Here is a 26,668-nt window from a genome sequence, read left to right on the forward strand (position 1 = left end):
TCTGACGGTTGATGTTCGGGCAGCCTCATCTGGTGCAGGATTCGACTTGATCTGGTTTTGCGCTGTGCGTGGTTCGAGAGTTTCCGAATATGCATTACGATCAGAAGAGCTTTTATAGTGACGTGAGGTCAACCACGACGCGGCAGCGAAGGACGAACGTCGCTTTAAATACTGGTCGCCATCGTTCGATCGTTGTTACCGACGTAGGGAGCAAGCTCGCCGATGACTTCCATGAGCAAGTCGAAATCGCCGAGACGTCGCACCTGAGCTCAACAGCCGATCGCGAAACGAGCGACGCGTTCAAGGCTCATGTCAGAAGGCAGTGGATCGTGCTTGTCTCGCTGTCTTACCGAAAAATCGACGAATCAGAGGTGCCACATGCTGCGTGTCGCCAAGACGTCAATAAAGTCCCGCGCCGCAGGGTTTGTGAGGCTCGCATCTCTGGCGCTCGCATCGGCTGCAATGATTGTCGCGCCGGGGCACGCTGAGGACGCGCCGACACTGAAGAGCCATCCAGCCCCGGGAGATCAGTCACCCATCGCGCTCGCGCAGGTAGCGAGTCTGCCTGTCGAGCGCCAGGTAGTCTGGCTAGGCCAGGCCGCCCGAAGCGGTGAGCTCGAAAGATTGGACGACGCGCAACTGATCGAACTCTTTCAAGCGCTCGCACCCGACACGCTTTCTCGCTACGTGCAGACGGGCAGCGCACGCTACGGGGAATACGAGTTCCAGACGTTCAGCCAACAACGCGTGAAAGGCAGATGGCAGACAAAGCCGGCTCACATGCTGGTCCGCTATCGTCAGGAGCCGCGACAAGTCTACGTGAAGTGGCTGGCTGACGGCAGGAATGCCGGGCAGGAAATGATTTATGACGAAACGAAGGATCCGGACCAGCTTTACGCGCATCTGGGTGGGATCCTCAACCTCGCGTCCTTCTGGGTACCTATCGATGGCGCTCGCGTCAAGGCGCAGTCGAACCATACCGTGCGTGAATTGGGCATAGACTTTTTCACGGATCTGTTTCTGGCCGAGCTGAAGAAGTATCGCGCGGCAGGCGTCGAGAAGCCTTTGAAGATCGAGGTGCTGAACGATCATGGTGCGCGCGTAGTAGCGTTCACGTGGGAAACACCTACCGGGCGGCCCGACTTCTATGCAAAGAAGGAGCGGCTCGGCCTCGACTTGCGGCAACCTTTTTTTCGCACGAGCGAAGCGTGGGACAACGATCTCGAACTCTTCGAGAAGTTTTCGTTCACGGACGTGACGCAGAAACGTTTCGACGACTCGGTATTCGATCCAAAGAACCCGGAGTACAGGTTCTGACGCGGCGCCGCTCTCGGCCCTTGCGACGACGGGAGAGCGGCTCGAACGCTTCCTGGCCGGCGAGCCGTATCGTCTCGTGCAAAAGAAGCGAAATTAACCGAGAATATCCGGACCGGGCAGCAAACATACTGACTGGACTGCTGCCAAAACCAACCAATGCGCCGATGCGCCCAAACGACTGGGAAGCGATGTGCGTGTTGCGAGTCAAAACCGGCTTGTCCATCGGGACCTGTTTCGCGTTTTTGTACGCTGTCGTACCACGTCCGCAGCCGCTTTGGCGTAGCGTCAAAAGTATCCCGAAACCACCTGGAGTCGATGATGCTGCGACGAACATTCATATGGGGCACGCCGGGATCGATCCTCGCTATTGGCCTCGCGGTCTCCGGCTGCACGACGACCGGAACATCCGACGCCAGCAGCCATCAGGCTGACAAGCGTCACACCGTCGACGCGGGTGTCGACTCGACGCTTGCACGCCTTTACACCACCGCCAACGGTTCACGTGAACTGGTCGGCAACGCGCGTGGCGTACTCGTGTTCCCGTCGGTCATCGCCGCTGGCTTCTGGGTCGGCGGCCAGTATGGTGAAGGCTCGCTGCGCGTCGGTGGCAGCACGGTCGGGTACTACAGCACTACGACTCGTTCGATCGGGCTTCAGATCGGCGCGCAATCGAAAGCCATCATTTTCCTGTTCATGACCGAGGACGCGCTCGCCCGATTCCGTAACAGCGAAGGCTGGTCGGCAGGCGGTGACGCGTCAGGGGCAGTACTGAAAGTCGGCGCGAACGGCAACATTGATACCACTACCGCGACGGCTCCGGTCGAAGCGTTCGTGCTCACGAACAGCGGGTTAATGGCCGGTGTGACGCTCGAAGGCACGAAGGGCACCAGGCTCGAGTCACTATAACGGGTGACGCAGGCGGGGCAGGTTTGTGTCTGTTTGCCGTTTTCAATCTTACGGAGGAGGCATGCACATTCTCACGAACGCGGGCCCGCTGGTTTCACTGATTGCTGGCATTCTGATTCTCGTGGTGCCTCGCCTGTTGAATTACATCGTTGCGATCTACCTGATCGTTATCGGGTTGCTCGGGCTGTTCGGGGGACATCTCCACTGAACCGAAACGGCCCGTGAAGAAGGCGCGTTGCGAACAGCGGTCTTGTTTAGGTGGTTCAGGACGTCCAGGCATCGATCGCCGGAAGCAGAGAAGGAGTATCGAACATGTTGCGAAGCATAAAGAGTCTTCATGGATGCACCGTCGCGGCACGTGACGGCGACATCGGAAGCGTTGATGATGTCTATTTCGACGACGAAGCTTGGGGCGTGCGCTACCTCGTGGTCGACACGGGAAACTGGATGCGTGAGCGGCAGGTACTGATTTCACCGTATTCGGTGAAACACATGGACCGCGAATCAGGCACCGTCCACGTGCATCTCACACGGCAACAGGTGCGGGATAGTCCGAACATCGATACGCATAAGCCGGTGTCGCGTCAGCACGAAATCGACTACCACCTTTACTATGGCTATCCGACGTACTGGGGTGGTCCAAACATGTGGGGAATGGGAGCTTACCCCGCATTCGACGTACAGGATGTCTCGCCAGAACCAGCATCGGAGGCACTCCCGCGCCCCGACCTGGACGCAGATCAAGTGCCCGCGGACGTCCATCTGCACAGCACAAATGTCGTAGAGGGCTATCACATCGAGGTAGCCGATGGCAGCATAGGTCACGTCTCCGGTTTCATTTTCGACGACATTGCATGGGCCATTCGTTATCTGACCGTCGATACGCGAAACTGGTGGCCCGGTGGCAAGGAGGTGCTGGTGGCAACACGATGGATCGACCTGATCGACTGGGTTGGCTCTACCGTTTCTACCCGACTCAGTCGCGACGCAATCAAGAATAGTCCTGAGTACGACGACTCCGTTCCGCTCAGCCGCGATTACGAAAAGAGACTCCATGAGTTTCATGGCAGGGATGGATATTGGTGAGGATAGCGCGGGGTGTTCGCGTGCCGGGGACAGTAGCCGTACGGGAGCGCATTGCCCCGCAATGTAACGCTTGAGCCCCTGGGCGCGGACACCCTACGACCGCTTCCTGAACTGCTCTTTCGCGTCGCCGTATGTGGCCTGTGTCTTGCCGACGACCTGTTCGATCCTGCCTTTCACCCTGGTCGTTGCACTTCCAGTGACTTTGCCGACCATTTCCTTCAACTGTCCTTTTGCCTCCTTGACGCGGCCTTTCACCTGATCCCTGTTCATGACATTGCTCCTTGAAATTGACGGATGCCTGTGCCTCACGACACGCAGCCGGCCACTCGTTTTTCAGATGAAACGCTGCGCAACGACGGTCGCGAAGAATCCTTCGGGCAAAAATTTCACGCCTATATCCTGCCCAGAACGAGTAGCACTAGCACGACGATCAACACCACGCCTAGCACGCCGCTGGGCATATAGCCCCACGAACGGCTGTGCGGCCAGGTCGGTATCGCACCGATCAATATGAGTACCAGCAAGACTATCAATATTGTTCCCAACATGGCCCTTCTCCTTCCCGACTCCGTGTTTTGACGAGACCGGTCGCCGCGCTCCCGCTGGTTGCCCGGAATCTTCATGGCTTCCGCGAGGTATCTCAGCAACGTTCAATTTGAAGCTGGCGGGCATCCCCGACACTCCTGAAAGATCTCTACAGTAGAGTCAGCGTGACCTTGATTTGCCACGCAGTCGGTACGGTGGTGGACGCCAGGATCTCTTTGTTTGTAGTGGCCGCTCCGCGTTCACGAGGAGCGAGTGCCGACGCCCGGCCAGGGCCCTCTAGTTGTCGGACTGGGCGTTCAATTGCGCTTTGGCCGGTGGGGAAATGGTTCGGCGCGAGCCATTGGACAATCCGTCGTCATGAACGGAAGATTTGCCTCTTATATCGCCTTCAGATCAGGCAGCAATCGGTTGAACTCCCGTCTCACCACGCCATAGCATTCACACACGCGTTGTTCTAGCCCCGGTCTGTCCAGCACCTCGATGTGGCCATGACTATAGCGAATCAGCCCCGCGTCCTGCAGTTTCAGCGCCGCCTCCGTCACGCCGGATCTGCGCACGCCAAGCATGTTGGCGATGAGCTCCTGCGTCATCGTCAGCTCATTCGAGGGCAGGCGGTCCATGCTGAGCAGCAGCCAGCGGCACAGTTGCTGGTCGATCGAATGATGCCGGTTGCAAACGGCGGTCTGGGCCATCTGCGTGATCAGTGCCTGCGTATAGCGCAGCAACAGCCGCTGCACCACGCCGGCTCGATGGAATTCCTCTTTCAGAATCCTGGCATCCAGCCGATACGCCGCGCCTGCGCTTTGCACGATCGCCCGGCTTGGTGTGGTTTCCCCGCCCATGAAAAGTGCAATGCCGATGAGCCCTTCGTTGCCCACAATCGCAATTTCGGCGGACGAGCCGTCTTCCATCACGTACAGCGGCGAGACGATGGACGTGGTCGGAAAATACACGTCATGGAGGCAATCGCCCGATTCGTACACGACGTGCCCCAAGGGCATCTCAACCGGCACCAGATGGGGGGTAAGGCGAAGCGATTCCGCCTCGGGCAGAACCGCGAGCAGGTGATTTTCTTTGAAACGAGGTTGAGTTTGCATGTGTCGCTCCCCCGGCAGCCCCACAGAAACCGCACCGTCTTCGCCGGTTTGTTCTTCACAACGTCAGGATCGACGGCAGTTGGGCGAAAGCGTCAGACAAATTGGCGAAGACGCCGCGGCGCGGCAATGCGCAGCCGCACTCCCTGAACTCCGAGTCTGACTGGACCCTCTTTAAATTATAGTTCGCTTGCGCACGATGGGATGGTACGTCGCGGCGCGCTCTGACGGCTGTCAGCCATGGCTGGGCGGGTGATTGATCAAGCCGTTCACCTTCAAAGTGAGTACGTCGATCGGCGACGTTGCGGCACATCTTCACAACGCAGAACGGTCGGCGTCCACGATGAGTGGCGCCAGTCGATGTTCGAAGTGCGACCGGCTTGCGTCAAACGAATCCGCAATGATCCAGCGGACCACGTTTCCGGGCAGTCCTGCGTTCTACCGGAACTGGAGCGGTATAAACAGGCTGATGCCAGGTGCCGACTCCGGCGCGTAGACCACGGGTGGGGGCGCATACACATAGTCCTGGTTGCCGTAGTCGTCGCCGCGACGGTGATCATTGTTGGGATGTTGATAAGCCTGCCGGTTGCCGTGATCCGACTGATGCCCCTGGTTTTGCCGAGACCCGTTATCCATGCCATGTTGCTGTGGATGTCCCTGCTTATGCTGATAGTTGTTATTCGCGTCATGCTGTTGTTGGCCCTCCTGGTTGCCGTTGCCTTCGCCAAAGGCCGGCGCGATGGACATGCCGCCAATGGCCAATGCCAGGCCAACTGCAGTCATGATTCTGGTCTTCATCGAGCCCGTGCACGCGGCTCGCACTGCTGGGATTTTCATGATGTTCTCCTGTCTGCGGTCCGGAACCCTACTGCGGTGCCGGTCCGCTTCCCGTTGCGGGTGTCTCGAGATCACCCCTTCGTTGCGGAGTGATGATGGTCAGTCCAAAAAATCAGATCGGCATTCTTCTTCTGGACGTCGGACATGCTGTCGTACAGCGCCTGAAACGCAGGAGTAAGCTTTCTGATGCCGTCCGCATGGGCGTCAGCGATCTGGCCGTAGGACTTGAGATCGTCGACAGCGCTCATGCTGTTGGCATTCGCTGTTCGCGCCTGTCTGCTCGGACGCAACCATCCCCGCCCGGTAGTGCCATCGGGCATCCAGACGCACGCCGTCCGCCTCACGAAGAAGGTCACTTAAAGTTATCGTCGCGCGCTCCGCCAGAGCGCTTCGAAGCCGGCATGTTCCCGCTATGCGGCAACGCCGCCAGATTGTGGTTCAGGATCGATCGCGCTTGACTTGCCAGTCGAGGCAACGCAGGCGCTAACCATATCCCGAACCGACGTAGCATAGCGATCGGCGCTGAGCGCGCTCTGGAGGTCCTCGATCCACTGATGCGTATCGCCCGTCGGCCAGAGGCCCACGACGATCAATGCGTGCGGCAAGCACTGCCGAACACGTCGCAGAAGGTAGCGCAGGTGGGAAGGGATGCCATTGATGTTCAGATAGAAGGGAGTCGTCGCGATCGCCTTCAATGCCCCCGCGTGTGTCTGAGCACCCTGGATCCGGTTCATGGCGGGAGGGCACAGCGGCCACCTGCACATGGTGAGCTTTCTGCAATGCCATCTCCACAGCAGTGGTCGCCGGCAACCCCTCAAGCCGCGCGTGGTAAAGATCGAGAATCAAGCCGAAATTCGCGTCGCCTATCGTATCGACCCACTTCAAAGCGTCACATAGTGAACCTATGAGGTAACCCGGCACATCCCGCTGGTTGATTGCCTCCACGAGGAGGGTAATCTTGAACTGATGGGCAACGGTTACGGCATACTCGATGTTCTCGATAAAGGCAGGCAGCGATGCGGATACGTCGGCAATCGAGCTCACGGCACAATAAGACGATCACCGCGCGCAATTGAAAACGCGGCACCATTACGGCGCCGCGTCTGCTGCGATGATTGACAGCGAATGGGCTTGTTGACCTCGGCTCTTGACTTCGTTGGCGCGCTTGCCCAGCTGGCTCCCTTACTTGGGCTCTTGTGCCTCATTCTTGATCGCCTGGCCGCCCTTCGAAATGTCCTGGCCTGCGCCCGCCATCGTGCTGCAGCCGGTGAGAACCGCGGTACCAGCAATCAGCATCCATGCAATCAGTCGAATCATTATCTTCCCCTTGTTCAAATCAGGATCGGAGCAGATTAATTTTAGACGATTTAGCTGTCGGTGCTGCCTGCTTCGCCTGTCAGCATCGACTGACGCAGCATCGTGACGTGGGCGGCGATGCAACGGTCATCGTGCTGAAGGTTGGTGCGAGTCGCAACGTCGATACGTCAACCGCATCCGCGCCGGTATAGGCGTGCTGACCAACGCCGGCCTGATAGCCGGCGCGTCGCCGGAAAGCATCACGTTCACGACCCAGAATCTGACAGCCAGACGGCTTGCGCGGGAAGCGGGTTGCATGCGGGTGCAGCAGACGGGAGGCACACTCTCGCTGCCGGCTTCACCAAAGGAGGCACTCGCGCAGCACCTGTCCGGCGGGACGATCAGCAGCGCGCCCAATCTCGATGGATCGGTGAGTTCGAGCAGGCATACCGACGACTATGACCGGTATCAGGATATTCCCCCGCCTCGCGTGGACGAACTGGTTGCCGCACTGAATGAAGGGCGCAGCCTTCCCGGACTTGATCTGACTCGCCTGCTCTAAACGAGCGATGATATTGTAAGAATCGCGATGCGCCCCAACACATGGCATGCAGGACGCCCGGCAATTGCGGAGGCCCGACGCTTGGACCCTGGTCGGTCCAGTCGCCATCGCGCTGCCGGAACTCGCCCGGACTTAGTAGCACGTAAACTCCCCCCGGCGGAGCCGAGTTGCACGTCATAGCGACTTTTTAAGTGCCGCCGGGGTCAGGAGGAAATCTTGCCGGTGGGTGCTTCTTGATGTTGTGCTGGATGATTTCTTCTCGAGTCTCGGAGCCCAATGTCCCTATACCGTAGCGTCGCTGTCCGGAACGAGCCGAGAGTATGAATCCCTTGATAATAGATCCGGCCTTTGCTGGCACGATGCGTTCAACGACAGGAAAGGAACGTAAAGCCGCCTTGAGAACACGCTGCGAGCTGAGTCTCGAGCTGATCGGCCGACTCGTCTGCCCGGCGTCGCAAGCGGTGCGCACCGGATGCCATGCGCAGCATTGCGCTAAAACATGGGCAGATTTGGGTTTGCGTCCAGTTGTGATGCTTGCGGCCTCCTGCGACAATCGTATGCGATCGAGTAAGGACGCCCTTCTCATGAATGTTTGAAGGTCTGAAGCTAAGTGTCCACGTGGACACATGAACTCAGACTGCAATGAACGATAATCGAGACCTTCGAAGCAGGTTGGTTGCTGGCCAGAAACGGGACGGCCGGCGTGAATTCAATGAAGATGCTGTGCAAGAACTCGTCGCACTATGCCTGAAGCCGGGCGTGTCGATTGCGCGCATGGCTATGGATCACGGCGTCAATCCAAACCAGTTACGCCGATGGATTGCGCGCTACCAGCAGCAGATTTTGCACGGTCCCCGGCATCCAGAGCCGATGGTAATCGATGGTGTCGCGATCGACGCGTGCGCCTCGACTGTCAGAAGCATCGAGAATGCGAGTTCGGCGTCGGCCTTTGTGCCTGTCGTCTCCGAGTCGCTGCCGCGGTCGATGCCGTTTCCTGCGGAGCTGTCGATCGCGCTCACGCTTCACGTGCGGTTAGCCAACGGGGTCGAGTTTGACCTTGGCGAGGCAAACGTCGAAGAGATCGAGACAATCATCCAGATGCTCGGGAGGCTGGCGTGTTCCGGTTCGACGAAGGTCTGAAGGTCTATCTGCACCGCGACCCGGTCGATTTCCGCTACGGAATGAACAGCCTTTCGATCCTTGTTGAGCAGGCGATGCAACTGAACCCGATGGATTCGTCGCTTTACGTATTCACGAATCGGCGATGTGATCGCATCAAGATCCTCGGTTGGGATCACAACGGATTCTGCAAGCCGCCTACATAAAACCCACGGTACGGTAGTCGAAACTCGAACGGTGCGGTATCCATGGCATCCGTGGCACGGAAAACAGGTTGTAGTGCGTAAGGCGACTGGGGCGCGTACGGCATACGTATATTGGTGCGCTCTCGATGAGCGGGCCGTGGAGGGCCAGTTCTTCGAAGTGCCGAAATGGATGCTGGATGCGGCCGCCTGCGCGACGATGCGTTTGGGTGACGTTGCGCAGGTTGACCTGGAGGCGCTGCGAGCTGTCGTGGATTTGCTTCGAGCGTCGCCGTCGCGGTGTGCTGAAAAGATCAGGCAAGCTCAGTCTTCTTCTCAAGGAGACACTGATGAGCGACCGCCTATCGTTGAAGAATGCCAACCAACTGACGTTGTCTCTGCCCGGACCGAACGGGCTGACGTGGGAGCAATTGCCGGCGCCCGTGCGCGAGGAGTTGACGCGGTTACTGGCAAATCTCCTGACTCTGGTGGTCAACGGCCATCGGGCTCCAGTCACGCTTTGCGGGGAGGCGAACAATGAGTGAAAAGATCATGCCGCAGCATCTTGCTCGCAAGGCGATCCTGTACGTGCGCCAGTCCTCGGCCTGGCAGGTGGCGAATAATCTGGAGAGCCAGAGGCTGCAATACGCGATGGAAGCGCATCTGCGTCAGATGGGTTGGGAGAATATCGAGGTTATCGATGAAGACTTGGGACGGTCTGCTGCGGGCGGGGTAACGCGTAGCGGGTTTGAACGTATGGTTTCCGAAGTTTGTCTGGGCAAAGTCGGTGCGGTATGTGCTCGGGAAGTGTCGCGGTTCGCGCGCAATAGCAGCGACTGGCAGCAACTCGTGGAGGTGTGCAGGATTGTCGATACTTTATTGATCGACCAGGAGATGGTGTACGCGCCTCGCCAGAGCAATGACCGACTGCTCCTTGGGCTCAAAGGTACCTTGAACGAGTATGAGATTGATCTACTTCGCCATCGGGCCAGCGAGGCGCGCGTGCAAAAAGCTAAACGCGGAGAACTGGTTTCACACTGCCCGGTCGGATTTATCAAGGGAGGTGATCAAGTGCTGGAGAAGGATCCAGACCGCCGTATCCAGGATGCGATCACACTCGTGTTCAGCAAGTTCATGGAATTGGGAAGCGCTCGTCAGACATCGCTATGGTTCATCGAGCACGGACTTTCCATACCTTCCAGAACATTGCGGGGAGAAATTCACTGGAGACGTGCGTCATACGCATGGATTCATCGCGTACTGACCCATCCGATGTACGCGGGCGCGTACGTCTATGGCAGAAAGGCGAATGTGACCTGCTATGAGGACGGTGTTTCCCGACAGAGAACCCGTCGTCGGTCGCGGGCCGAGTGGGTTTCCCTGATTACCGATTCACACGAGGGTTATGTCAGTTGGGGGGACTTCGAGCGAATCCAGCTCATGATCTCGAGCAACGTGCTGGGCAGCGGCACGGGGTCTTCGGGTGCGGCCCGGAAAGGGGCGGCATTGCTGACCGGAATGTTGCGGTGTCGCCGGTGCGGCCGTATGCTGCGTGTGTTCTATAAAGGAGAAAAAGGTGAATTCGTACGCTACGCCTGCACCGTGCCGACAATGGACACCCGTGAAGCTCGCTGCATCGCATTCAGCGGCGCTTCTGTTGACGCACCTGTTGCCGCGCAGATCCTGCACGTTGTGCAGCCTGCAGGCATAGCTGCCGCCGTGTCAGCCTACCAACAACAAACTGTGCAGAACCAGGAGGTTGTTGCTGCGCTAAGACGAGACCTGGAGGCGGCTCAATACCGGGCGCGGCGCGCTCAAACGCAATATGACGCGGCCGATCCAACGAACCGGCTGGTTGCTGATGAACTTGAACGGCGATGGAATCGTGCTTTGCAGGAAGTGCAAGCCATCGAACTGAGAATTGGCGAGGAAACGGCGGACGGCTCCGGCCCGGTAGTCGCATCAGCGCAGGAATTCGAATCTCTCGCAGCCGATCTGGAAGCGGTATGGAACGATCCTGCTGCCGATGAAGGAATTAAGAAGCGGATCGTGCGAGCACTGATTCAGGAAATCGTCGTCGACGTCGATGCTGACACAAGCGAGGTTGTTCTCGTTATCCATTGGAAGGGAGGCGTGCATACGTCATTACGTTTGCCTCGACGCCGCAAAGGACAACACTCGCTTCAGAACAACAGGGAGACCGTCGAAGCTGTGCGGATTCTGGCGAGAATCTGCAATGACAACATGATTGCCGGCGTATTCAATCGGCAGGGTATGCGGACCGTGCACGGGAATTTCTGGTCGCGGTCGCTGATCACCTCACTCAGACACCACCACGATATTGCGTGCTACAACGTACAGCGACGAGAGTCTGAGGGATGGATGAATCTCTCTCAGGCTGCAGCTCGACTGGGTATCACCAATCGGACACTGCGCCTTGCTATCGAGCGGGGTGAAGTCAAGGCCGAGCGGCCGATTGCGTGCGGCCCCTGGATCCTGAACAGACAGGATCTCGAGAGTGAAGCGGTTGTTCGCTTTGCGGAAAGCGTTCGTTCGGGCAGAAAATCCCCCACGGTACCGTCACCACTACAGACATCTCTAGATTTATCAACCACATAGCCAAATGGTGCATCATGAAGCATGCTTCTGGCTGCTGCTCAAGAGGCTGGAAGAGAAGGATCGTTTCGTCTGGCCCGATAGTAGTGCCGGGGTCGTCGCGCTGGATGTCGAGCGTTTGCACTGGCTACTCGAGGGTGTTGACATTGCCGCGCTTGGGCGACATCCGAAACGTAATTATGCTCGCGTGAGTTGAACATGATAATGACGTGCCGGTCCAAGCGATATGCCGATCAACGTCACCCTCTCTGCCGACGAGCTCAAGGCACTCCTGGCGATGCGCGAGGAGCATGTCGCGCTTCAGCGTGAACGTGACGAGTTGCGTGGCACACTGCGACTCGTGACAGCAGAGCGCGACCTCGCCGAAGAGCGCTTACGCGCTTATCGCCGGGAGCTGTTCGGCGCGAAGAGCGAGGTTCGCGATCCGGATCAGTTGGGGCTGTTCAACGAAGCCGAAGCGCTTGCGTCGAACGCACTGCCCGCGCAGGAGGATACGCCTGACACGAAGGTTGCAGCGCACTCGCGCAAGAAGCGCGGGCGCAAACCACTCGACCCTAATCTGCCCCGCGAAATATACCGCCACGAACTGCCCGAGGCAGAGCGGTTTTGCGCGAATGACGGCCACCCGCTCGTTGAGTTCGGTGTGGAAATCAGCGAGCAGCTCGACGTGATTCCGGAGCAGATTCGTGTCATCCAGCATCAGCGTGTCAAGTACGCCTGTCCCTGCTGCGATCTCGGCATCAAGGTTACACCGGCGCCGCCGCGCATTATTCCCCGTGGGCTGCTGACCGAGGCTGCACTGGCATGGATTGCGACCGGCAAATATCAGTTCGGGATGCCCCTTTATCGTCAGGCCGGTCTGTTGCGCCGCTTCGGCGGCGACATCTCGTCGAACACGATTGCCGCAAGCATGGTGCGGGTGGGTATTGCGACACAGCCCGTGATCAACCTGATGCGCGACACGCTGCTGGATGCAGAAGTGATCTACTGCGACGAGACAACATTCCAGGTTCTGAAGGAAAAGGGACGGCAGCCGCAAACGAAAAGCTACCTGTGGGCGCAGATGACGGAGTCGAAGACTCCGGTACGCGTGTTCACCTACATCGCGGGGCGCGGTGGCAAACTGGCCGGGAAGCTGTTCGATGGCATCCGGGAAGGCGCCGTGCTGATGAGCGACGGCTACGTGCCCTACGATGGCATCGCGCAACGCCACCATCTCGCGCACCTTGGATGCTGGACCCACGCGAGGAGGGGCTTCGTCAAGGCAGAAGACAATGTGCCAAAAGCAGCACGTACGCCCGATCTTCTCGCGACGCGCTTCATCAGGCTGATCGGCAAGCTGTTCGCGGCCGAGGTCCGAAGTGCAAAGTGGAGACCTGAAAGACGGCGCCGACTGCGACGACGATACAGTGCCCCCGTGCTCGACCTCATACAGGCGCTGATGCTTGAGCAGTTGCCAGCCGTCGTGCCAGGCAGCCTGCTCGGCAAGGCACTGAACTACCTGCGCGGGCAATGGCCGAAACTCGTTCGCTACGTCGAAAATGGGGACTGGCCGTTATCGAACAATGCCTGTGAGAATGCAATCAGGCCATTCTGTGTTGGACGCCGTTCGTGGCTCTTTGCCGATACCGTCGCAGGCGCCAATGCGAGCGCAAACCTCTATTCGATCGTGGAAACATGCCGGGCCAATCGTATCGATCCCTATCGTTACCTTCACTGGCTGTTCCAGCAACTTCCGCTCGCGAAGACTGTCGACGACTACGACGCGATGCTACCCTGGAAGATGCCAGCAAATCTCCGCTGAAAGCCGTCGCTATCACAACTCACACGCCGTCCGAACTGACTCTGACGGGCGTCGATAAATGACCGCATACCGACAATCAGCGCTGATCGATCTTGTGGAAGCACTGCTTCGCAGCGCGTTTGGTGGCACGATGAAGCAACGATGATTGCGCAATCGAATGACCGTTCGTTGGCTGGAGCCGACATCTGACCGTCCGAGCGACAGTGCGAACGAATGGCCCTTCCTGGCCGTGTGCTGCCTCATGCGTGAGGCAGCATTTTCCGTTGCCCGTAAAACGGCGATCGGCAGCAGGCGACCCTCAGCGGACTTCCGGCACGTCGAGGCATCAATGGCTCTTCACACGGTGCAGCGGACGTTCATCGGGCGATGTTTGCTGACGGGTCATCGGCCGTTGCCAACGTTCAGCTGTCGTCGCCAGTGGGCAGCTTCAAGGCGCTTCCCTGCCGTTCCCACATCGATTGCCGCGAACTGCAGGTCTCCATACGTGAACGCGTGCCGCCATCGTCGGACCCCCGGTAAGTTTTGAACCGAATGCCACCGCATGATCGCGGCGTCGGTCTTTCTGTCCATAGACAAGTCGATGGATCTGAACCGTTGATGGAGCGGGCCTCAGATTGAACATATGACACGTATCGGTTGTATAAGGCGCGCCGCGCCTGGCGATGCACCGAAGTGACCGGTATCACGGCTGGCACTTCAAGTGGGCTGGGTGCAATTGCACCTCGCGGCATGATCGTTGCGCGGAAAAAGTCGGAAGACCCGTTGTTTGGCCGCGCGAATCGGCGCAGACGAAATTATCGAACATTCACGCCGCGGCAGGGCGGCCGATCTTCTCCTGAAGTGGATCGTCTTCCGCCCGTCGGCATTCCGGAGAAATCATGCGCCGCTCGTTCAACAAAGTTGCCGTACCCACCAAGACCCTTGGAGCATTTGCAGCTGCAGCGACTGCCGCCGCTATCAGTGCGCTATGGGTCGAGCATCGCGCCCGCAAAGCCGAACGCGACAACCCGCCCGTCGGCCGCTTTGTCGAAGTGGATGGCGTACCGCTCCATTACGTCGACAAGGGCACCGGGCCCGCCGTCGTGCTCCTGCATGGAAATGCCGTACTGTTGCAGGATTTCATCGCCAGCGGGTTGATCGACCGGTTAGCTGAGCGGTACCGCGTGATTGCGTTCGACCGCCCCGGCTACGGGTACAGCGGCCGGCCACGCGACCGACTGTGGACTGCAACGGCTCAGGCAGCACTGATTCGACAGGCGCTCGTGCAAATCGGCGTCGACCAACCCGTGGTGCTCGGACATTCCTGGGGCACGCTGGTCGCACTGGGTATGGCGGCCGACGGCGCCGCGGACTTACGCGGTCTCGTGCTGGTTTCCGGCTACTACTATCCGACTGCACGCGCCGATGCAGCGCTCGCCGCGCCGGCAGCGCTTCCCATCGTGGGTGATGTCCTGCGTTACACGGTTTCGCCATTGACCGGGCGGCTGTTGTTAAAGCGGACCGTCGAAGCGATGTTCTCCCCGTTGCCCACGCCAGCCGACTTCTTTAACTTTGTCTCTCGGGAAATGATCCTCCGTCCCGTGCAGATCAAAGCGGAGGCCGAGGATGCCGCGTTCATGATTCCCGCCGCAGCACGGTTCAGTGCCCTTTATCCGGACCTCAAGATGCCGGTCAGCATCTTTGCGGGAGTGGATGACAAGGTCATTGATCCCCAAGCGAATTCTGTGCGATTGCATCGTGAAATCACGCATAGCACGCTCGTCATCGCGCGTGGGGCGGGCCACATGGTGCATTACGCGGTCCCCGCTGAAATCGTCGAGGCGATCGACCTGATGAGCGCGGGACATTCCGTGGAAACGGGCGATAGCAACGCCGCCATTGACGAGACGTCGGCGGCTGAGAGGTTCCCGGTCACGCCGGCGGAAGCATAACCCGGAGTTGCGCGCGCCCACGCTTTCTTGTCCTGTATGAACAGGGAGTCGTCTGCTGTGAGCAGCTTACGGAGCTTCGCTTTCGAATGACCAGTTCAATTGACTGTGTAATCGTCGGCGCGGGGCCGGCCGGCCTGACCGCCGCCTTATATCTCGCTCGATATCGCCGCTCGGTGAAAGTGTTTGATTCGGGCGAAAGCCGAGCGCGGCTCATCCCGCTTGCGCGAAACGTTCCGGGCTTTCCATCCGGCATAAGCGGCGAGGCCTGGCTGGCTAGTCTGCGCGAGCAGCTCGAACCCTATGTGTTGACGCCCGAGCCGGCTCGGGTCGAGACCATTGAAGCTGCCGACAACGGATTCAGGATCGACTATCGCCCGCTGCCCGGCATCGAAGAAGGAGCGGTGCGCTCGGTGCATGCTAGCCGTGTGTTGCTGGCCGCAGGCATTCGGGATGGACTGCCATCGATACCCAACGCGGCGGAACTGACGCGTCGCGGTCTCTTTCGACTCTGCCCCATTTGCGACGGTTACGAGACCGACGGTCAGCGCATCGCAATGCTGGGACCAGCGAAGTGTGCGCTATCGCATGCTGTTTTCATGCGAACGTTCTCGCGCGACGTTTCCGTGGTGGCGTCCGACCTCGATGCGTTATCGGGCGCTGAAGTGGATTCGGCTGTCGCCAGTGGTATCGGTCTGATCGAGCTATCGCGACTGGACGAACCCGAAGGTGCCCATCGAGGGGTTCAGATCATCAGTCTCGATGGAGCCGTCCATAGGTTTGACTCTGTTTATCCCGTCATGGGCTGCAATGCCCGGACCGACGTGTTGGGACTGGAAGTGGAGCGGGACGACGACGGAATGGTGCGAACCGACAAACATCAGCGGACTAGCATCCGGCATCTTTACGCGGCTGGCGACATCGTCAATACCCTCAATCAGATCAGTGTCGCCTCGGGCGAAGCGGCCATCGCCGCGACGGAAATTCATCGAAGCCTGCCTCACAACCCCAGGTGATGCGGCTACGGCGGCTGTTTACTATCCAAGCCAGAGAAACCAGACGGCACGTGCCCGAGCGTTCATCGATTTTTTAATCGACCATTTTCGGGCGCCGTTCATCCCGGTTGAAACTGGAGCTTTGATTTACGCTCGAAAAAAGAGAGCGGGACGCAAGCCATAAGCCGTCCACGGCGATAAGCCCGACGGTCCGTTTGGACGACTGGAGCTCGCGCTCAATCTTGGCAGCAATCGCTTGCATCTGATGGGTTCGACGCAAAGGAAGCCGTTTGACGCGTTTCTGACAAGGGTCAGCGCAGTGTGGAGAAGATTTTGAGACGCGCGCATTTCACCGGCAGTACTCCCGATGTTCCAAGATGATGTCGCGCCCGAAGACACTATCGACCTGCGGCCCGCATTATCGCCTGCCCAGGACGGCCCCGATGCTGGGTGAGGAGGTCCGCCACCACGCGCAACACTTCCGGATGATGAACCATGCCTAGATGGCTTACGTCCGCGACCTCGATGTTGCGGTGATTCCGTGAATCAGTCGAGACGCATCCTTCCCACGCAACAATTCCGTCCGTTTTCGAATAGACCGAAGCGCATGGGACAGAGGCAACGGTTTCGGAGCGTCGCGTCGAAGTATGGCTTATTGGAGTTACCCCGCTGCTCAACATGTTCAGCAGCCATCCGGCGTGAGTGGCGTCCGAGTTGTCGGCAACAGGTGTCGCCAGCGTGATGACCTGGCGCACCAGTTCCGGATATTTCGCGGCCAACTGACGGGCGTAGACGCCGCCAAAGCTCCAGCCGAGCAGAGAAACCGAACGCCGATGCAACGCATGTATCTGCCGCAGATGGTCACCCAGACGTTCGAGCATCGGGTCACGGTCGGCACCCGGTCCAAAATTGACACCCTGTTCCCAATCGTGGACTTCGTAGCCCAGTTGCTGCAAGCGATTGCGCAGGTCCGACGTCGCGGCCCCGCTGACACCTAGGCCGGGAAATACGAGTACTGGATGACCGTCCCCGCGCGGCAGCGGGACAGCCAGCGGGGCCATACCGGCGACGTAGTCGGCTGCCGCGCGAAGTGGTTCAAGAACGAGAAGTGTTGCCGACGCGTAGGGCGTAATAAATCTGTCACCGGCCCACCTCAGTAACCACGGGCCAAAATGCGCGCCAGTTGACACTTTTATTCCCCTTTGAATCGGCATAAAAGTGTCAACTCGCATATCTCCGTATTAAATTTGTCACTTCGCCTCCTACACTTCGAATCCCGTCCTTCGGAGGCTCACCTCATGGCGGATACTTTTCAGGCAGCCACGCCGATGGCGCTTGGCCGTCCACGCGGCGCACACCGATTCGAAGCCTTCAGTCCCAAGCTCGCGCGCCGCATCATGTTCTACCGTCGTGCGTTGCTTGAACAATGGTTACTGCTCGAGGCGAACCCGAAGGTGATCACCTTCTGCGAGCGACCCGGCTATGTGCTGATCAACGGAGAGCGTCATCTCGCCGATTTCTGGGTGCGCTACGTTGATCACGAGGAGTTGGTTGTACTAAGCGAACTACTTTGGGGATCCAATGTAGACGGGGCAAGCGCCGAGCTTGACGCTGGCACCGCAGAGGTCCGGTTTGTCGCATCGGCTGAGCTCGCTGCGGCGCGTTCGTGGACGGACAACTGGCAGCGCATCCTCCCCTACCTTGTTGCGAACCGCGGCCTCGTGCCGGCAACGCTATCACTGGCCATCATGCGATTCGTGGACGAGCCACGGCGGCTGCTCGATATTGAGCGCGAGTTCCTGACCAGCGAACCGGTGATCGTTCGCGCTGCCTTGTTCAGCCTGCTCCACGGCGGTCGCGTCAGCGCGTCGGCACTTCAGACGCAACCGCTGTCGCTGCTCACCTCGTTCTCAGCGGCGGAGGCGACATCATGAGTCGCCGCAAGCCTGAGTTGCAGACGATCGATGTCAACGCATGGCCCACTGTCGCTCACACCGAACTCAACGAATCAGACGGCCGGAAGTTCGAGGCGCGGCGGCAGGCCATATTGCGCTATATCGCTGGCGAGCCGATCAGGGCCATTGAGAAATCGACAAACTTCAATCGCCGGCAGTTGTACCGCTGGCTTGAGCGTGCCCAGACAACTCATCCTGACGGCCGCCCCTTTGGCTTCCGGGCACTCATCCACTACGTGCGCATCGCAGAATATGCGCGAGTGCGTGATGTGCAGGTGCGCGGCGAGCGCGGCAGCCGCGGTGCCGCAGGTGCGCTCACACAACTGCTCGAACGCTACCCGACGTTGACAGGTTGGCTGTTGCTTCAGGTGAAGCAACGCAAGGTGTGGCTTGAGCAGGTCCATACTGACGGCCACCTGCGCACGCGTCTGCGTGGCCTGCAATCTCTACACGACAATTTCCTGCGCCAATGCCGGTCAGTCGGGTTGACGGCGGCCGACTACCCGCTGAACACGGCGGACCATGCGATCCGTTCGCTTTCGCGGCGGGTGAAGGCGGAGATGCTGCGAAGCTTCGGCTCGGCCGCACGCTCCGCGGGCGCCACGCATCTCAAAGGCCTGCCGCGGGTTGACGACGCCGGTCCACCCGCAGCGCTCCGGCCATATCAGGTCGTCGAGTTCGATGGTCACCGGCTGGACATCCGTCTTAAGGTGGTCGTGCACGACCCGCTGGGTTTCGCGCATGAGTTCGAGATGGAAAGAGTATGGCTGCTGGTAATCATCGACGTTTGCACACGCGCCGTGATCGGGTACCACGTCGCATTGGCAACCGAATATAGCCGCTACGACGTCATCAAGACTATCGAGAATGCGCTGACGCCGCACCGCCCGCGAACGTTCACAATACCGGGCCTGGCGTACGGACCGCATGACGGCTTCCCGTCAGGCCATATGCCCGAACTCGGCTACGTGACCTGGGAGTGGATCAGGCTCGACAACGCGAAAGCCAACCTCGCAGAGGAGACAATGAAGGCGTTGTGCGAATTCGTCGGATGCCTCGCTGATGCTGGTCCGAAACACTGCCCGGACGCGCGCCCTTTTATCGAACGCTTCTTCGGCACGATTGCCAGCCGGCTGTCTTCACGTTTGCCGGGATACACGGGCTCTCACATATGCGACCTTCGCCGGGCGCTCTCGGATCCAAAGGGCGATCTGCGTCTATACGTCTCCCTCGATGAACTGGCGGAACTCGTTGAGTACGCCATCGCAGGTTACAACGGCACACCGCACCGGGGACTTAACAACGCGACTCCGCTGGAAGCGATGGAATACTTTGTACGCGGCAGGGAAACGATCCTCGTCTGGCTGGCAGAATATCAGCGCCGGACGCTCTGCCTGATGCAGTCGGCGAGACAGTGCCGCGTACGGGCCTACATCGGACAGGGGGTGCGACCGCACATAAACCTGTATGGCGTGCGCTACACGAACCGTGTCCTTGCGACGAGTGCGCACCTCATCGGGCAGCATCTGCTGATCTACATGAATTCCGACGACCTGCGCTCCGTACGCGCTTTCCTGGCTGACGGCATGGAGCTGGGCGTACTCGAGGCACAAGGGGCGTGGCGTGTGGTCCCACACAACCTCAAGCTGCGTCAGCAGATTCTCAGGCAACCGGGCAGACGGCAAGGCAACGCCAACCTCAATCTCAACCCGATTGAAGCCTATGTCGACGAGAAGATGAGGCAGGCGAAGAAGACCCGCAAGGCTGCGACGGAGCTCGCTCATGCGACGCGACTGCTCGGATCGGCGCCGACTGTACGTACTCCTGCCGGTCCGCCTCGCCCACCCGGGCCGGACTTCGCCACGCCGGGCACGGTGTCAGGGATGGATCCACAAGTGGCGACGGTCAACGAACTTATGCCACGTACCTCGGTTCGCCCGCGAAAGCTTTTGATCGGTACGGGTCAGGTGTTTTAACTCCCTTGTTCAGGCTGCGAGGTGTGTCATGTCGCTAAAGGTTCCGCGTCCGGTCGATCCATCGCTACACCCACTTGTCACCGGCAACTATCGCCTTGCTACCCCGGCGATCGAGGCGTTCTACGAGCTCGTCACGCGCTGCCTGCGCTACCGCATCATGGGCGCGCTCATCTATGGGCCATCCCGGGTTGGCAAAACGCGGGCCATTGAGTACGTTCGACTCCTGTTCGCGCGTCAGTACCCGAAGATAACCACCTACCATGCGCAGTGCGAGCATAAGCCGCGGCATGCAGAAGGACCCTTCTTCGCGAATCTACTCGAGGCGGTGGGCGACCACGCACCGAACGCCGGTACAAGTTCCGCGAAACGCTCCCGCCTGTCGCTTCGTATTCGCAAGGCAGCCGCGCGCTCAGGAAGCAATGCCGTGCTCCTGTTCTGTGACGAAGCCCAGAGGTACAACGAGAACGAGTACGAATGGCTGCGAGACGTGCACGACGTGCTTGATCGCCAGCAGATCAAGCTCTTCACGTTTCTCGTCGGACAGGAGGAACTGCTCGCGCAGAAGACCGCCTTGCAGATCGCGGGCAAGACGCAGATCGTTGCGCGCCTCATGGTCAACGAACTCGCGTTCTCGGGTATCCGCAATGCCCAGGATGTCGCCACGTGCCTGAACGGTTACGATCAGACGGCTTACCCGGAGGGTACACCCTGGAGCTTCACACGCTTTTACGTACCCGAGGCATTCGACGCCGGCTACCGACTGGTCAGCGATGCCGGTCTACTATGGCAGACGTTCGAAGCCGCGCATCACAAGGCGAGCTTGCCTGGCGGCCTTGAGATTCCGATGATCAGGATAGTTAATTATGTTAGTGACAAAAGCCTTGTTTGATCTATGCTTATTTCGAAGGGCACGGCTGTTCCTGTTGAGTAGCAAAGTCTGTTTTACAGACGAGTAGCGGGGTTGGGTTTTCGGGGAGCGGGAGGGAAAGAATGGTTCCGGCGCGGGGGAAAGTCGATGCTGTTGAACTGGATAAATACCGGTCTGTGGACTGCGAGGTGTTGCTTCCCCTTCTGGTCGATTACGTCAAAGCGGATGCGAGCTTCATTCCAATGCGTGACGGTCACACGCACCGTTGGCACCTACGTGTTGGCGATAGAGAATTTGAACTCCTAACCACCGGACAGAAATGGTTCGACACACGACTCAAGCTGGGTGGTGGCGGCGGTATCGATCTTGCCATGCACTTATTGGCACTGGACTTCAGGCAGGCCGTCACAAAGCTTAGGCAAGTGCTATGAGATACCTCCTGGCAAACGAGAAGTTAGTCGTCGCGGGGCGGGTCTGGAAGGGCTTTCCGCTGCTGCTCAATACGGGCGGCCACCCGATGGAACCCGCGCAGTCATTTCTCTGGGACTTGATCGCATCAAATGGCCGAGTGAGCAGTCCGAAGTCGTGGGAGTCGTATGGCTGGGCGCTGTATGACTTCTTTGCCTTTGTTTTTGCCAACGGTCTGGACTGGCGGCAGCACGACTCGCCCGGCATGCCGAGTGCACTTGAAGCGTATCGGGACTGGTCGAAGGGCACGGTGGGGCTGGCGAATACGACCATCAACAATCGGCTGCGTGTCATTGTCCGCTTTTATCAATGGGCCGTGAAGAAAGGACTCATCGACCGTCCGCCCTTTGATCTGGTCTCAATCCAGACCAGTCGGCAGCCGGGTTTCCTGGCACACGTGGATGCCACGAGCGGCAAGGTGGAGTCGCCAAGCATCCTGCTTAAACAGCAAGTGCAGTCCATCAAAATCCTGACCAAGGAACAGGTCAAGGTTTGCTATGAGGCCCTGCCGAACCTTACTCACCGGCTCATGTTCTCGCTGATGCTTCGTACGGGCTTGCGCCAGATTGAATGTCGGACCTGGCCGGAGAAGCCGGGGTACGTATTCGATCCCAGCCGCCGGAGAGATCTCCGCTCGAACCAAAAAATTCGGCTGAGTCTTGATCCGCGCGACATGGAAATTAAGAACGGCAAACCTCGCAGCATCGATATGCCCTATGAACTGATGGAGGAATTGGACACCTACAGTGTTCGCCACCGCCAGATGCGCGAGAGGAATCATCGCAATGGCGGGAAATTTCCCATCCTGTTTCTCACCGAGCACGGCGCGCCCTACACCAAAGCTGCCTTGATCGCCATTTTCGCGGCGCTTTCCAGGCGAGTGGGATTCCATGTGACCGCACACATGTTGCGACACACCTATGCCACGTTTTTGCTTTGGAGCCTGCGCAAGAGCGAGACCTTCGAAGGAGAACCGCTCTTGTACGTGCGCGACCGGATGGGTCATGCCGATGTCACTACCACGGCTATCTACTTGCATCTCATCAACTCGCTGGAGGGCCACCTTGTGCTGGCCCACGAGGACGAGATTGATCAACTGTTCGCGGGAGCGGGACCGTGAAAACAAGCCGCAAAAGCCACGCTGCGGCTCCTCTCCGGGTATCAATCACCTCCATCGGCGTGGAGAACGGCGGTGCCACCGTCACGCTGCCGGCCAGAGGGAATGCCACGTCACATCGCACACTCGACCTATCTCCCTACCTTGGGCGCGGCATCGACGCCTGGGTGTGGGCGTGTACCACACAGTTGCGGGCATTCCTCGCAGGCGGCGGCGCCACCCCGGCAACGGTGCGCGGCTACTGGAGCAATGGATTTGTCCATTTCTGTGACTTCCTGATCGCCGTCGGGGTGCCATGTCAGCCGGGGACGTTGGAGCGAAAGCATATCTCTGCATTTATCGCATGGCTTAAGGGCCACGCGGACTGGGCCTACACCTCGCAAAGAAGTTTTTATGCCAGGACCAAACCCGTACTCATCGGTCTTCAGCATCGCCGCGTGGTGCGAGACGGCAGGGATCTGTTTCCAGCCAATCCATTTCCGCACAGCAATGCGCGATACAAGGGAGCGACACCACTATCGACCGGAGAACGCACCCGACTGGTCATGGCACTGCGCGACGACATCATCGCCATTCACAAGCAGCAGTTCGACGGACTGGCCTCGGCGGCGTTGGTTGTGTACCTGCTAGCATTGGCTGTCCGTACCGGCGCCAACACCACGCCGCTCCTGGGAATGAAGCGGGATTGCCTAAAGCCGCACCCGTTTATGCCTAACATGATGCTGCTGGAGACCTTCAAGCGGCGCGGGAATGCAACGCAGCTCAAGAGCCTGCGTTTCTCCAAGGAGGAAGACCGCCCGCTACCGGTTGCGATGGACGGCGTCGCCCTCGTGCGGAAAGTATTGGCGATGACCCAACCTCTCACCGATTCTGCACCAGACGACCTCAAAGATTTCGCTTGGCTGTTTGTCCGTGAAGGGAATAGCGACAAATCGCGCCAGCTTACCCGGATGAGCAGTTGTACGCTTGGTCGCGGCATTCAATCCTTGATCGATCGACATCAACTCAAGGCGGACGATGGCGCGCGCCTGCAGATCAATACATCGCGTCTGCGCAAGACGATGGAAAACCGCCTATGGCAACTCAGTGGCGGCGACATCATCGCCACCGCAGCGTTGATGGGCCACACACCACAGGTTGCGGACAATCATTACCTCGCCTGCACGAACTCGATGCGCGAGGATGCAACCTTCGTCGGGGAGGCGCTGCCGGACATCTACCGCAACGCCGAGCAGAGCGATGGCAACGGCAAGGTAATCCCCATCGCACCGATCACAACGACACGCGTGGGTGGGTGCAAAGACCCATATTACGGCGACAAAGCCCCGCGGGACGGCACACCCTGCGACGACTTCTTTGCCTGTTTTTCCTGTCGCAGCTATGCCATCGTCGGTGCGCCAGACGACCTGCATCGACTATTCAGTTTCTACTGGTTTCTTGAAAGAGAGAAAAGTCACGCCCGTAGCGACGACTGGCGCACGCAATTTCATCACACGATGCACCTGATCGACGCCTTCACCATGGACAAGTTTGATTTGGCGTTGGTGCAAGCCGCCAAAGAGCGCGCCCGCGTCGATCCGCACGTCTTTTGGAAATCGTATGTGATCGAGCCAACCTTGACGGAGCTTGAGCGTGGCTAAAGCCCGCAAGTGCGCGGTTCCCAAACCGCACCTCGAGGACGCTGCCGTGCAGGCACTGACCAAAGCCTACGGGCTGTTGGTTGAGCAGCCCCTAAGTGTCGCCGGGCTCGACGAGGTGACCCGCAGCGATGTCGTCATCTCGGCCGTCAGCGACGGTGGCCAAGAGCGAGTGCTTTCCCGCTACGGCGATTTGGTGTGGGAAATGTGGCCCTTCGTGACTACACCGAATGCTCACGAAAGCAACAAGCGCCTGAACTGGTCGCGCATCCCTGAACCGTTCCGCGAGGCGAGCAAAGCGATCGTGTTTCGATACTGGCGGGTGGGAACCGAGGGCAGCACTCCGCCCGGCGTGGCGAGCCTGAAACATTTCGTGGGTCATCTCGCCATCTTCTTCCGATATCTGGAAACTGTGGGTGTAGCCTCGTTGGCTGACGTCCGTCCGATCCACATTACCAACTACGTTCACGCCCAGAAGAACAGTGACAATGTAAGGGGTGCTCTAGCCAATAAATTCGGCGCCCTGGAAAGGCTCTACGCATTCCGTGACCAACATCCCGAGGTGTTGGGTTTCCATCCATGGCCCAATTCGTCCGCTGGCGAGATGGCAGGACGCGTCGGGCAGGCAAGGAAGGATGGCGAAAAGGACAGCAAGACGCCCTTGATTCCGGCTGCGGTGGCACAAGCCCTCTTCATTCATGCAGAAAACATTCTGAAGAATGCCGACGGCATTTTGGATGAGCGGGATTCGGGCAGGCGCTCTGAGTGGCGAGATGTAGAGGTCACCGCGATCCGCAATGCCTGCTTCTACCTTCTCGGGGTGCTGACCGGTATGCGAAGTTCTGAATTATCTGGCATCGAAGTTGGTGCCGGGCGTACCGAAATCAAGAACGACTATACCTTTCATTGGATCAAGTCGTTCGAACACAAGACCAAGAAAGGTGACGTCGAATTTCTGATGCCGAGCATGGGCCACGATATTCTGCGTGTGCTCGAACGCTGGTCCGAACCGCATCGAATGAGGCTGGCCGAGCGGTTACGGGAGTGGGAAGCGAATCGAGGGGAAAGGGCGCACAAGCATCTGCAACAGATCGCCGTCGCCCGCGCCAATCTCAGCAAGCTGTTTCTTGGGAGGAGCCGTTGCGGCATCGTGCCTGTGTCCGGCACGGGTTGGGGCGATGTGCTTCGGAAGTTTGCCGAGGACGCCGGGGTGGACTGGGCTCTGGCGCCGCACCAGATGCGGCGGCTATATGCCTATACCTTCGCGCGGCATCGGCTGGGCGGGCTGCTGTTCCTCAAGGAGCAGTTCAAGCACTCGTCGATCAACATGACTCAGCTATACGCGGCCAACCCGCGCCAGGACGCCGCCCTATATGACGAAATTCTGGAGGAAACGCGGCAGCACAAAATCCAGACCATCACCGGATGGTTGGAGGGCGAAGAATTGTTGGCCGGGGGAGCTGGCAAGAAAATTATGGCCTTGCGTGCGCAAGACTTTCCAAATCGGAACGCGATGATCGAGGAAACATCCGACCGTATCACCATTCGCAGCACGAGTCATGCGTGGTGCCTGGCCCAGGATGCGGGCTGCGGCGGCTCCGGCATCTACGAGAAGGGGCGCTGCGGAAGCTGCCACCACGGTGTCATTGATGGCCATTTCAAGCCCTTCTGGCAGGAGACCTATCGGCACCAAAGGGAACTTCTCGAAGAGGCCAGAAAATTCGGTCCTGGCGACGTTAAACGGGCGAGGCGCGATCTAGAAGAAGCGGCACGCGTGCTCAAGGACTTGGGCGTTGAACTACCAGGAGAAGAGCCAAGTGATAGCGAAGCGAACGCCTAGCATCGCAGCGGCGCCCGAAGCGATCAAACCGCCCCGCCAGCGTGATCGCGTGCGAACGCTGACCGAGTTGCAACTGGCCCTGAGTCGTCTACAGCGCGCCTGCAAGAAAGTGTCGATTGGGGCCGTCGCCAAAGAAGCCAAAGTGACCCCAGCCCTGATCCATAACACCTATCCCGACTTCGCCGAACAGGTCCGCGCTCTGGTTAATAAATCCACACGAGCACAGCGCGACGACAAGCACCAGGAATTGCAGTTACAACGGGCGGCGACCACCCGGCTCTACCAGGTGATCGCCAATCAAAATAAGGAGATTGTTGACCTGGCATCCGTCAATGAAGCGCTCAGAGCGGAAATCCAGGTACTCAAAGGGATTGTCGAGGGCAAGGTGACCGCTCCGTTCGGGCGAAAGAACGAGTAAATATTGTCGTGAGCGGGGTTGAAAGGTGCGCAAAAATTGTTAGCCGAAACTTATCCCGTAAATTCACGCACTTACGCTTAACTAACTGTTAGTACGTTTCT

Annotated in this window: 29 protein-coding genes and 3 pseudogenes; 23 read left to right on the plus strand and 9 right to left on the minus strand. The window is 58.9% G+C overall.

All coding sequences use genetic code 11. From position 1 onward, the window contains the following. The first annotated feature begins 426 nt into the window (after positions 1–426). From FVF58_RS32275 to FVF58_RS32290, 4 genes are all read left to right on the plus strand, one after another. Positions 427–1,317 (plus strand): DUF1571 domain-containing protein, encoded by an 891-nt coding sequence (locus FVF58_RS32275; protein ID WP_246217252.1) that lies wholly within the window; start codon positions 427–429, stop codon positions 1,315–1,317. Between the two features lie 318 nt (positions 1,318–1,635). Continuing rightward, the gene (locus tag FVF58_RS32280) at positions 1,636–2,223 is read left to right on the plus strand and encodes a BPSL1445 family SYLF domain-containing lipoprotein (RefSeq protein ID WP_149673820.1); all 588 of its coding nucleotides are present in this window, start codon (positions 1,636–1,638) and stop codon (positions 2,221–2,223) included. 61 nt (positions 2,224–2,284) lie between these two features. After that, a complete protein-coding gene (locus FVF58_RS32285) occupies positions 2,285–2,431 on the plus strand; it encodes a DUF3096 domain-containing protein (protein ID WP_115102851.1) in 147 nt (48 codons plus the stop codon). A 104-nt stretch (positions 2,432–2,535) separates the two neighbouring features. Further along, positions 2,536–3,309: a PRC-barrel domain-containing protein gene (locus FVF58_RS32290; protein WP_149673821.1), complete on the plus strand. Its 774-nt coding sequence runs from the start codon at positions 2,536–2,538 to the stop codon at positions 3,307–3,309. A 93-nt stretch (positions 3,310–3,402) separates the two neighbouring features. On the opposite strand, the gene FVF58_RS32295 is transcribed toward FVF58_RS32290, so the two are convergent. From FVF58_RS32295 to FVF58_RS32330, 8 genes and pseudogenes are all read right to left on the minus strand, one after another. Further along, positions 3,403–3,579 (minus strand): CsbD family protein, encoded by a 177-nt coding sequence (locus FVF58_RS32295; protein ID WP_149673822.1) that lies wholly within the window; start codon positions 3,577–3,579, stop codon positions 3,403–3,405. A 122-nt stretch (positions 3,580–3,701) separates the two neighbouring features. Then, positions 3,702–3,857, minus strand: coding sequence for a DUF3309 family protein (locus FVF58_RS32300; protein ID WP_149673823.1), 156 nt, complete (start codon positions 3,855–3,857; stop codon positions 3,702–3,704). A 375-nt stretch (positions 3,858–4,232) separates the two neighbouring features. Further along, complete coding sequence (locus tag FVF58_RS32305) at positions 4,233–4,952, minus strand: Crp/Fnr family transcriptional regulator (protein WP_149673903.1); 720 nt, start codon at positions 4,950–4,952, stop codon at positions 4,233–4,235. Positions 4,953–5,387: 435 nt separating this feature from the next. Further along, positions 5,388–5,786: a hypothetical protein gene (locus FVF58_RS32310; protein ID WP_149673824.1), complete on the minus strand. Its 399-nt coding sequence runs from the start codon at positions 5,784–5,786 to the stop codon at positions 5,388–5,390. A 71-nt stretch (positions 5,787–5,857) separates the two neighbouring features. After that, positions 5,858–6,034 carry a hypothetical protein gene (locus tag FVF58_RS32315; RefSeq protein WP_246217253.1) on the minus strand — a complete coding sequence of 59 codons (177 nt, stop codon included), beginning with the start codon at positions 6,032–6,034 and terminating at the stop codon, positions 5,858–5,860. A gap of 162 nt (positions 6,035–6,196) precedes the next feature. Further along, positions 6,197–6,481 carry a hypothetical protein gene (locus FVF58_RS32320; protein WP_246217254.1) on the minus strand — a complete coding sequence of 95 codons (285 nt, stop codon included), beginning with the start codon at positions 6,479–6,481 and terminating at the stop codon, positions 6,197–6,199. A gap of 79 nt (positions 6,482–6,560) precedes the next feature. Next, positions 6,561–6,830 (minus strand): annotated as a pseudogene (locus FVF58_RS54880) (TIM barrel protein); the annotation flags it as partial. A gap of 138 nt (positions 6,831–6,968) precedes the next feature. Beyond that, a complete protein-coding gene (locus FVF58_RS32330) occupies positions 6,969–7,103 on the minus strand; it encodes an entericidin A/B family lipoprotein (RefSeq protein WP_149673826.1) in 135 nt (44 codons plus the stop codon). Between the two features lie 110 nt (positions 7,104–7,213). On the opposite strand from FVF58_RS32330, the pseudogene FVF58_RS53160 reads away from it, so the two are divergent. The 11 genes and pseudogenes from FVF58_RS53160 to FVF58_RS53165 all read left to right on the plus strand — a co-directional run. Continuing rightward, positions 7,214–7,338: pseudogene (locus tag FVF58_RS53160) on the plus strand (twin-arginine translocation pathway signal); the annotation flags it as partial. Positions 7,339–7,964: 626 nt separating this feature from the next. Then, positions 7,965–8,240 carry a hypothetical protein gene (locus tag FVF58_RS32340; RefSeq protein ID WP_149673827.1) on the plus strand — a complete coding sequence of 92 codons (276 nt, stop codon included), beginning with the start codon at positions 7,965–7,967 and terminating at the stop codon, positions 8,238–8,240. 46 nt (positions 8,241–8,286) lie between these two features. After that, on the plus strand, positions 8,287–8,784 hold the full coding sequence (locus FVF58_RS32345; RefSeq protein ID WP_149673828.1) for a transposase: 498 nt from the start codon (positions 8,287–8,289) through the stop codon (positions 8,782–8,784). After that, positions 8,760–8,969, plus strand: a complete 210-nt coding sequence (tnpB, locus tag FVF58_RS32350) for an IS66 family insertion sequence element accessory protein TnpB (protein WP_149673829.1) — start codon at positions 8,760–8,762, stop codon at positions 8,967–8,969. The genes FVF58_RS32345 and tnpB (FVF58_RS32350) overlap by 25 nt, the downstream gene beginning before the upstream one ends. Positions 8,970–9,295: 326 nt before the next feature. After that, positions 9,296–9,490, plus strand: a complete 195-nt coding sequence (locus FVF58_RS32355; protein ID WP_149673830.1) for a hypothetical protein — start codon at positions 9,296–9,298, stop codon at positions 9,488–9,490. Then, on the plus strand, positions 9,483–11,564 hold the full coding sequence (locus FVF58_RS32360; protein WP_149673831.1) for a recombinase family protein: 2,082 nt from the start codon (positions 9,483–9,485) through the stop codon (positions 11,562–11,564). Before FVF58_RS32355 ends, FVF58_RS32360 begins: the two co-directional genes overlap by 8 nt. Positions 11,565–11,568: 4 nt before the next feature. After that, entirely contained in the window at positions 11,569–11,757 is a 189-nt protein-coding gene (gene tnpB / locus FVF58_RS32365; RefSeq protein ID WP_149673832.1) for an IS66 family insertion sequence element accessory protein TnpB, read from the plus strand. Positions 11,758–11,787: 30 nt separating this feature from the next. Further along, on the plus strand, positions 11,788–13,365 hold the full coding sequence (gene tnpC / locus FVF58_RS32370; RefSeq protein WP_149673833.1) for an IS66 family transposase: 1,578 nt from the start codon (positions 11,788–11,790) through the stop codon (positions 13,363–13,365). Positions 13,366–14,243: 878 nt separating this feature from the next. Next, positions 14,244–15,296: an alpha/beta fold hydrolase gene (locus tag FVF58_RS32375; protein WP_149673834.1), complete on the plus strand. Its 1,053-nt coding sequence runs from the start codon at positions 14,244–14,246 to the stop codon at positions 15,294–15,296. Between the two features lie 86 nt (positions 15,297–15,382). Then, entirely contained in the window at positions 15,383–16,309 is a 927-nt protein-coding gene (locus FVF58_RS32380; protein WP_149673835.1) for an NAD(P)/FAD-dependent oxidoreductase, read from the plus strand. 1 nt (position 16,310) lies between these two features. Next, positions 16,311–16,472, plus strand: a pseudogene (locus FVF58_RS53165) (LysR family transcriptional regulator); the annotation flags it as partial. Positions 16,473–16,686: 214 nt separating this feature from the next. Here FVF58_RS53165 and FVF58_RS32390 read toward each other — a convergent pair. Beyond that, a complete protein-coding gene (locus FVF58_RS32390) occupies positions 16,687–17,502 on the minus strand; it encodes an esterase/lipase family protein (protein ID WP_149673904.1) in 816 nt (271 codons plus the stop codon). 84 nt (positions 17,503–17,586) lie between these two features. Here FVF58_RS32390 and FVF58_RS32395 point away from each other — a divergent pair, with 84 nt between their 5' ends. The 8 genes from FVF58_RS32395 (at position 17,587) to FVF58_RS32430 (ending at position 26,567) form a co-directional block, all read left to right on the plus strand. Continuing rightward, positions 17,587–18,222, plus strand: coding sequence for a hypothetical protein (locus tag FVF58_RS32395; protein ID WP_149673836.1), 636 nt, complete (start codon positions 17,587–17,589; stop codon positions 18,220–18,222). Next, entirely contained in the window at positions 18,219–20,219 is a 2,001-nt protein-coding gene (locus FVF58_RS32400; RefSeq protein WP_149673837.1) for a DDE-type integrase/transposase/recombinase, read from the plus strand. The genes FVF58_RS32395 and FVF58_RS32400 overlap by 4 nt, the downstream gene beginning before the upstream one ends. A 28-nt stretch (positions 20,220–20,247) precedes the next feature. Beyond that, complete coding sequence (locus tag FVF58_RS32405; protein ID WP_246217255.1) at positions 20,248–21,108, plus strand: AAA family ATPase; 861 nt, start codon at positions 20,248–20,250, stop codon at positions 21,106–21,108. Between the two features lie 101 nt (positions 21,109–21,209). After that, positions 21,210–21,518 carry a hypothetical protein gene (locus FVF58_RS32410; protein ID WP_149673838.1) on the plus strand — a complete coding sequence of 103 codons (309 nt, stop codon included), beginning with the start codon at positions 21,210–21,212 and terminating at the stop codon, positions 21,516–21,518. After that, the gene (locus tag FVF58_RS32415) at positions 21,515–22,675 is read left to right on the plus strand and encodes a tyrosine-type recombinase/integrase (RefSeq protein WP_149673839.1); all 1,161 of its coding nucleotides are present in this window, start codon (positions 21,515–21,517) and stop codon (positions 22,673–22,675) included. The genes FVF58_RS32410 and FVF58_RS32415 overlap by 4 nt, the downstream gene beginning before the upstream one ends. Beyond that, complete coding sequence (locus tag FVF58_RS32420) at positions 22,672–24,312, plus strand: hypothetical protein (RefSeq protein ID WP_149673840.1); 1,641 nt, start codon at positions 22,672–22,674, stop codon at positions 24,310–24,312. The genes FVF58_RS32415 and FVF58_RS32420 overlap by 4 nt, the downstream gene beginning before the upstream one ends. Then, on the plus strand, positions 24,305–26,149 hold the full coding sequence (locus FVF58_RS32425; protein ID WP_149673841.1) for a tyrosine-type recombinase/integrase: 1,845 nt from the start codon (positions 24,305–24,307) through the stop codon (positions 26,147–26,149). The genes FVF58_RS32420 and FVF58_RS32425 overlap by 8 nt, the downstream gene beginning before the upstream one ends. Further along, positions 26,103–26,567, plus strand: a complete 465-nt coding sequence (locus FVF58_RS32430; RefSeq protein ID WP_223191180.1) for a TetR family transcriptional regulator — start codon at positions 26,103–26,105, stop codon at positions 26,565–26,567. Before FVF58_RS32425 ends, FVF58_RS32430 begins: the two co-directional genes overlap by 47 nt. Positions 26,568–26,668 lie beyond the last annotated feature (101 nt).

Source organism: Paraburkholderia panacisoli (assembly GCF_008369935.1).
Lineage (GTDB): Bacteria > Pseudomonadota > Gammaproteobacteria > Burkholderiales > Burkholderiaceae > Paraburkholderia > Paraburkholderia panacisoli.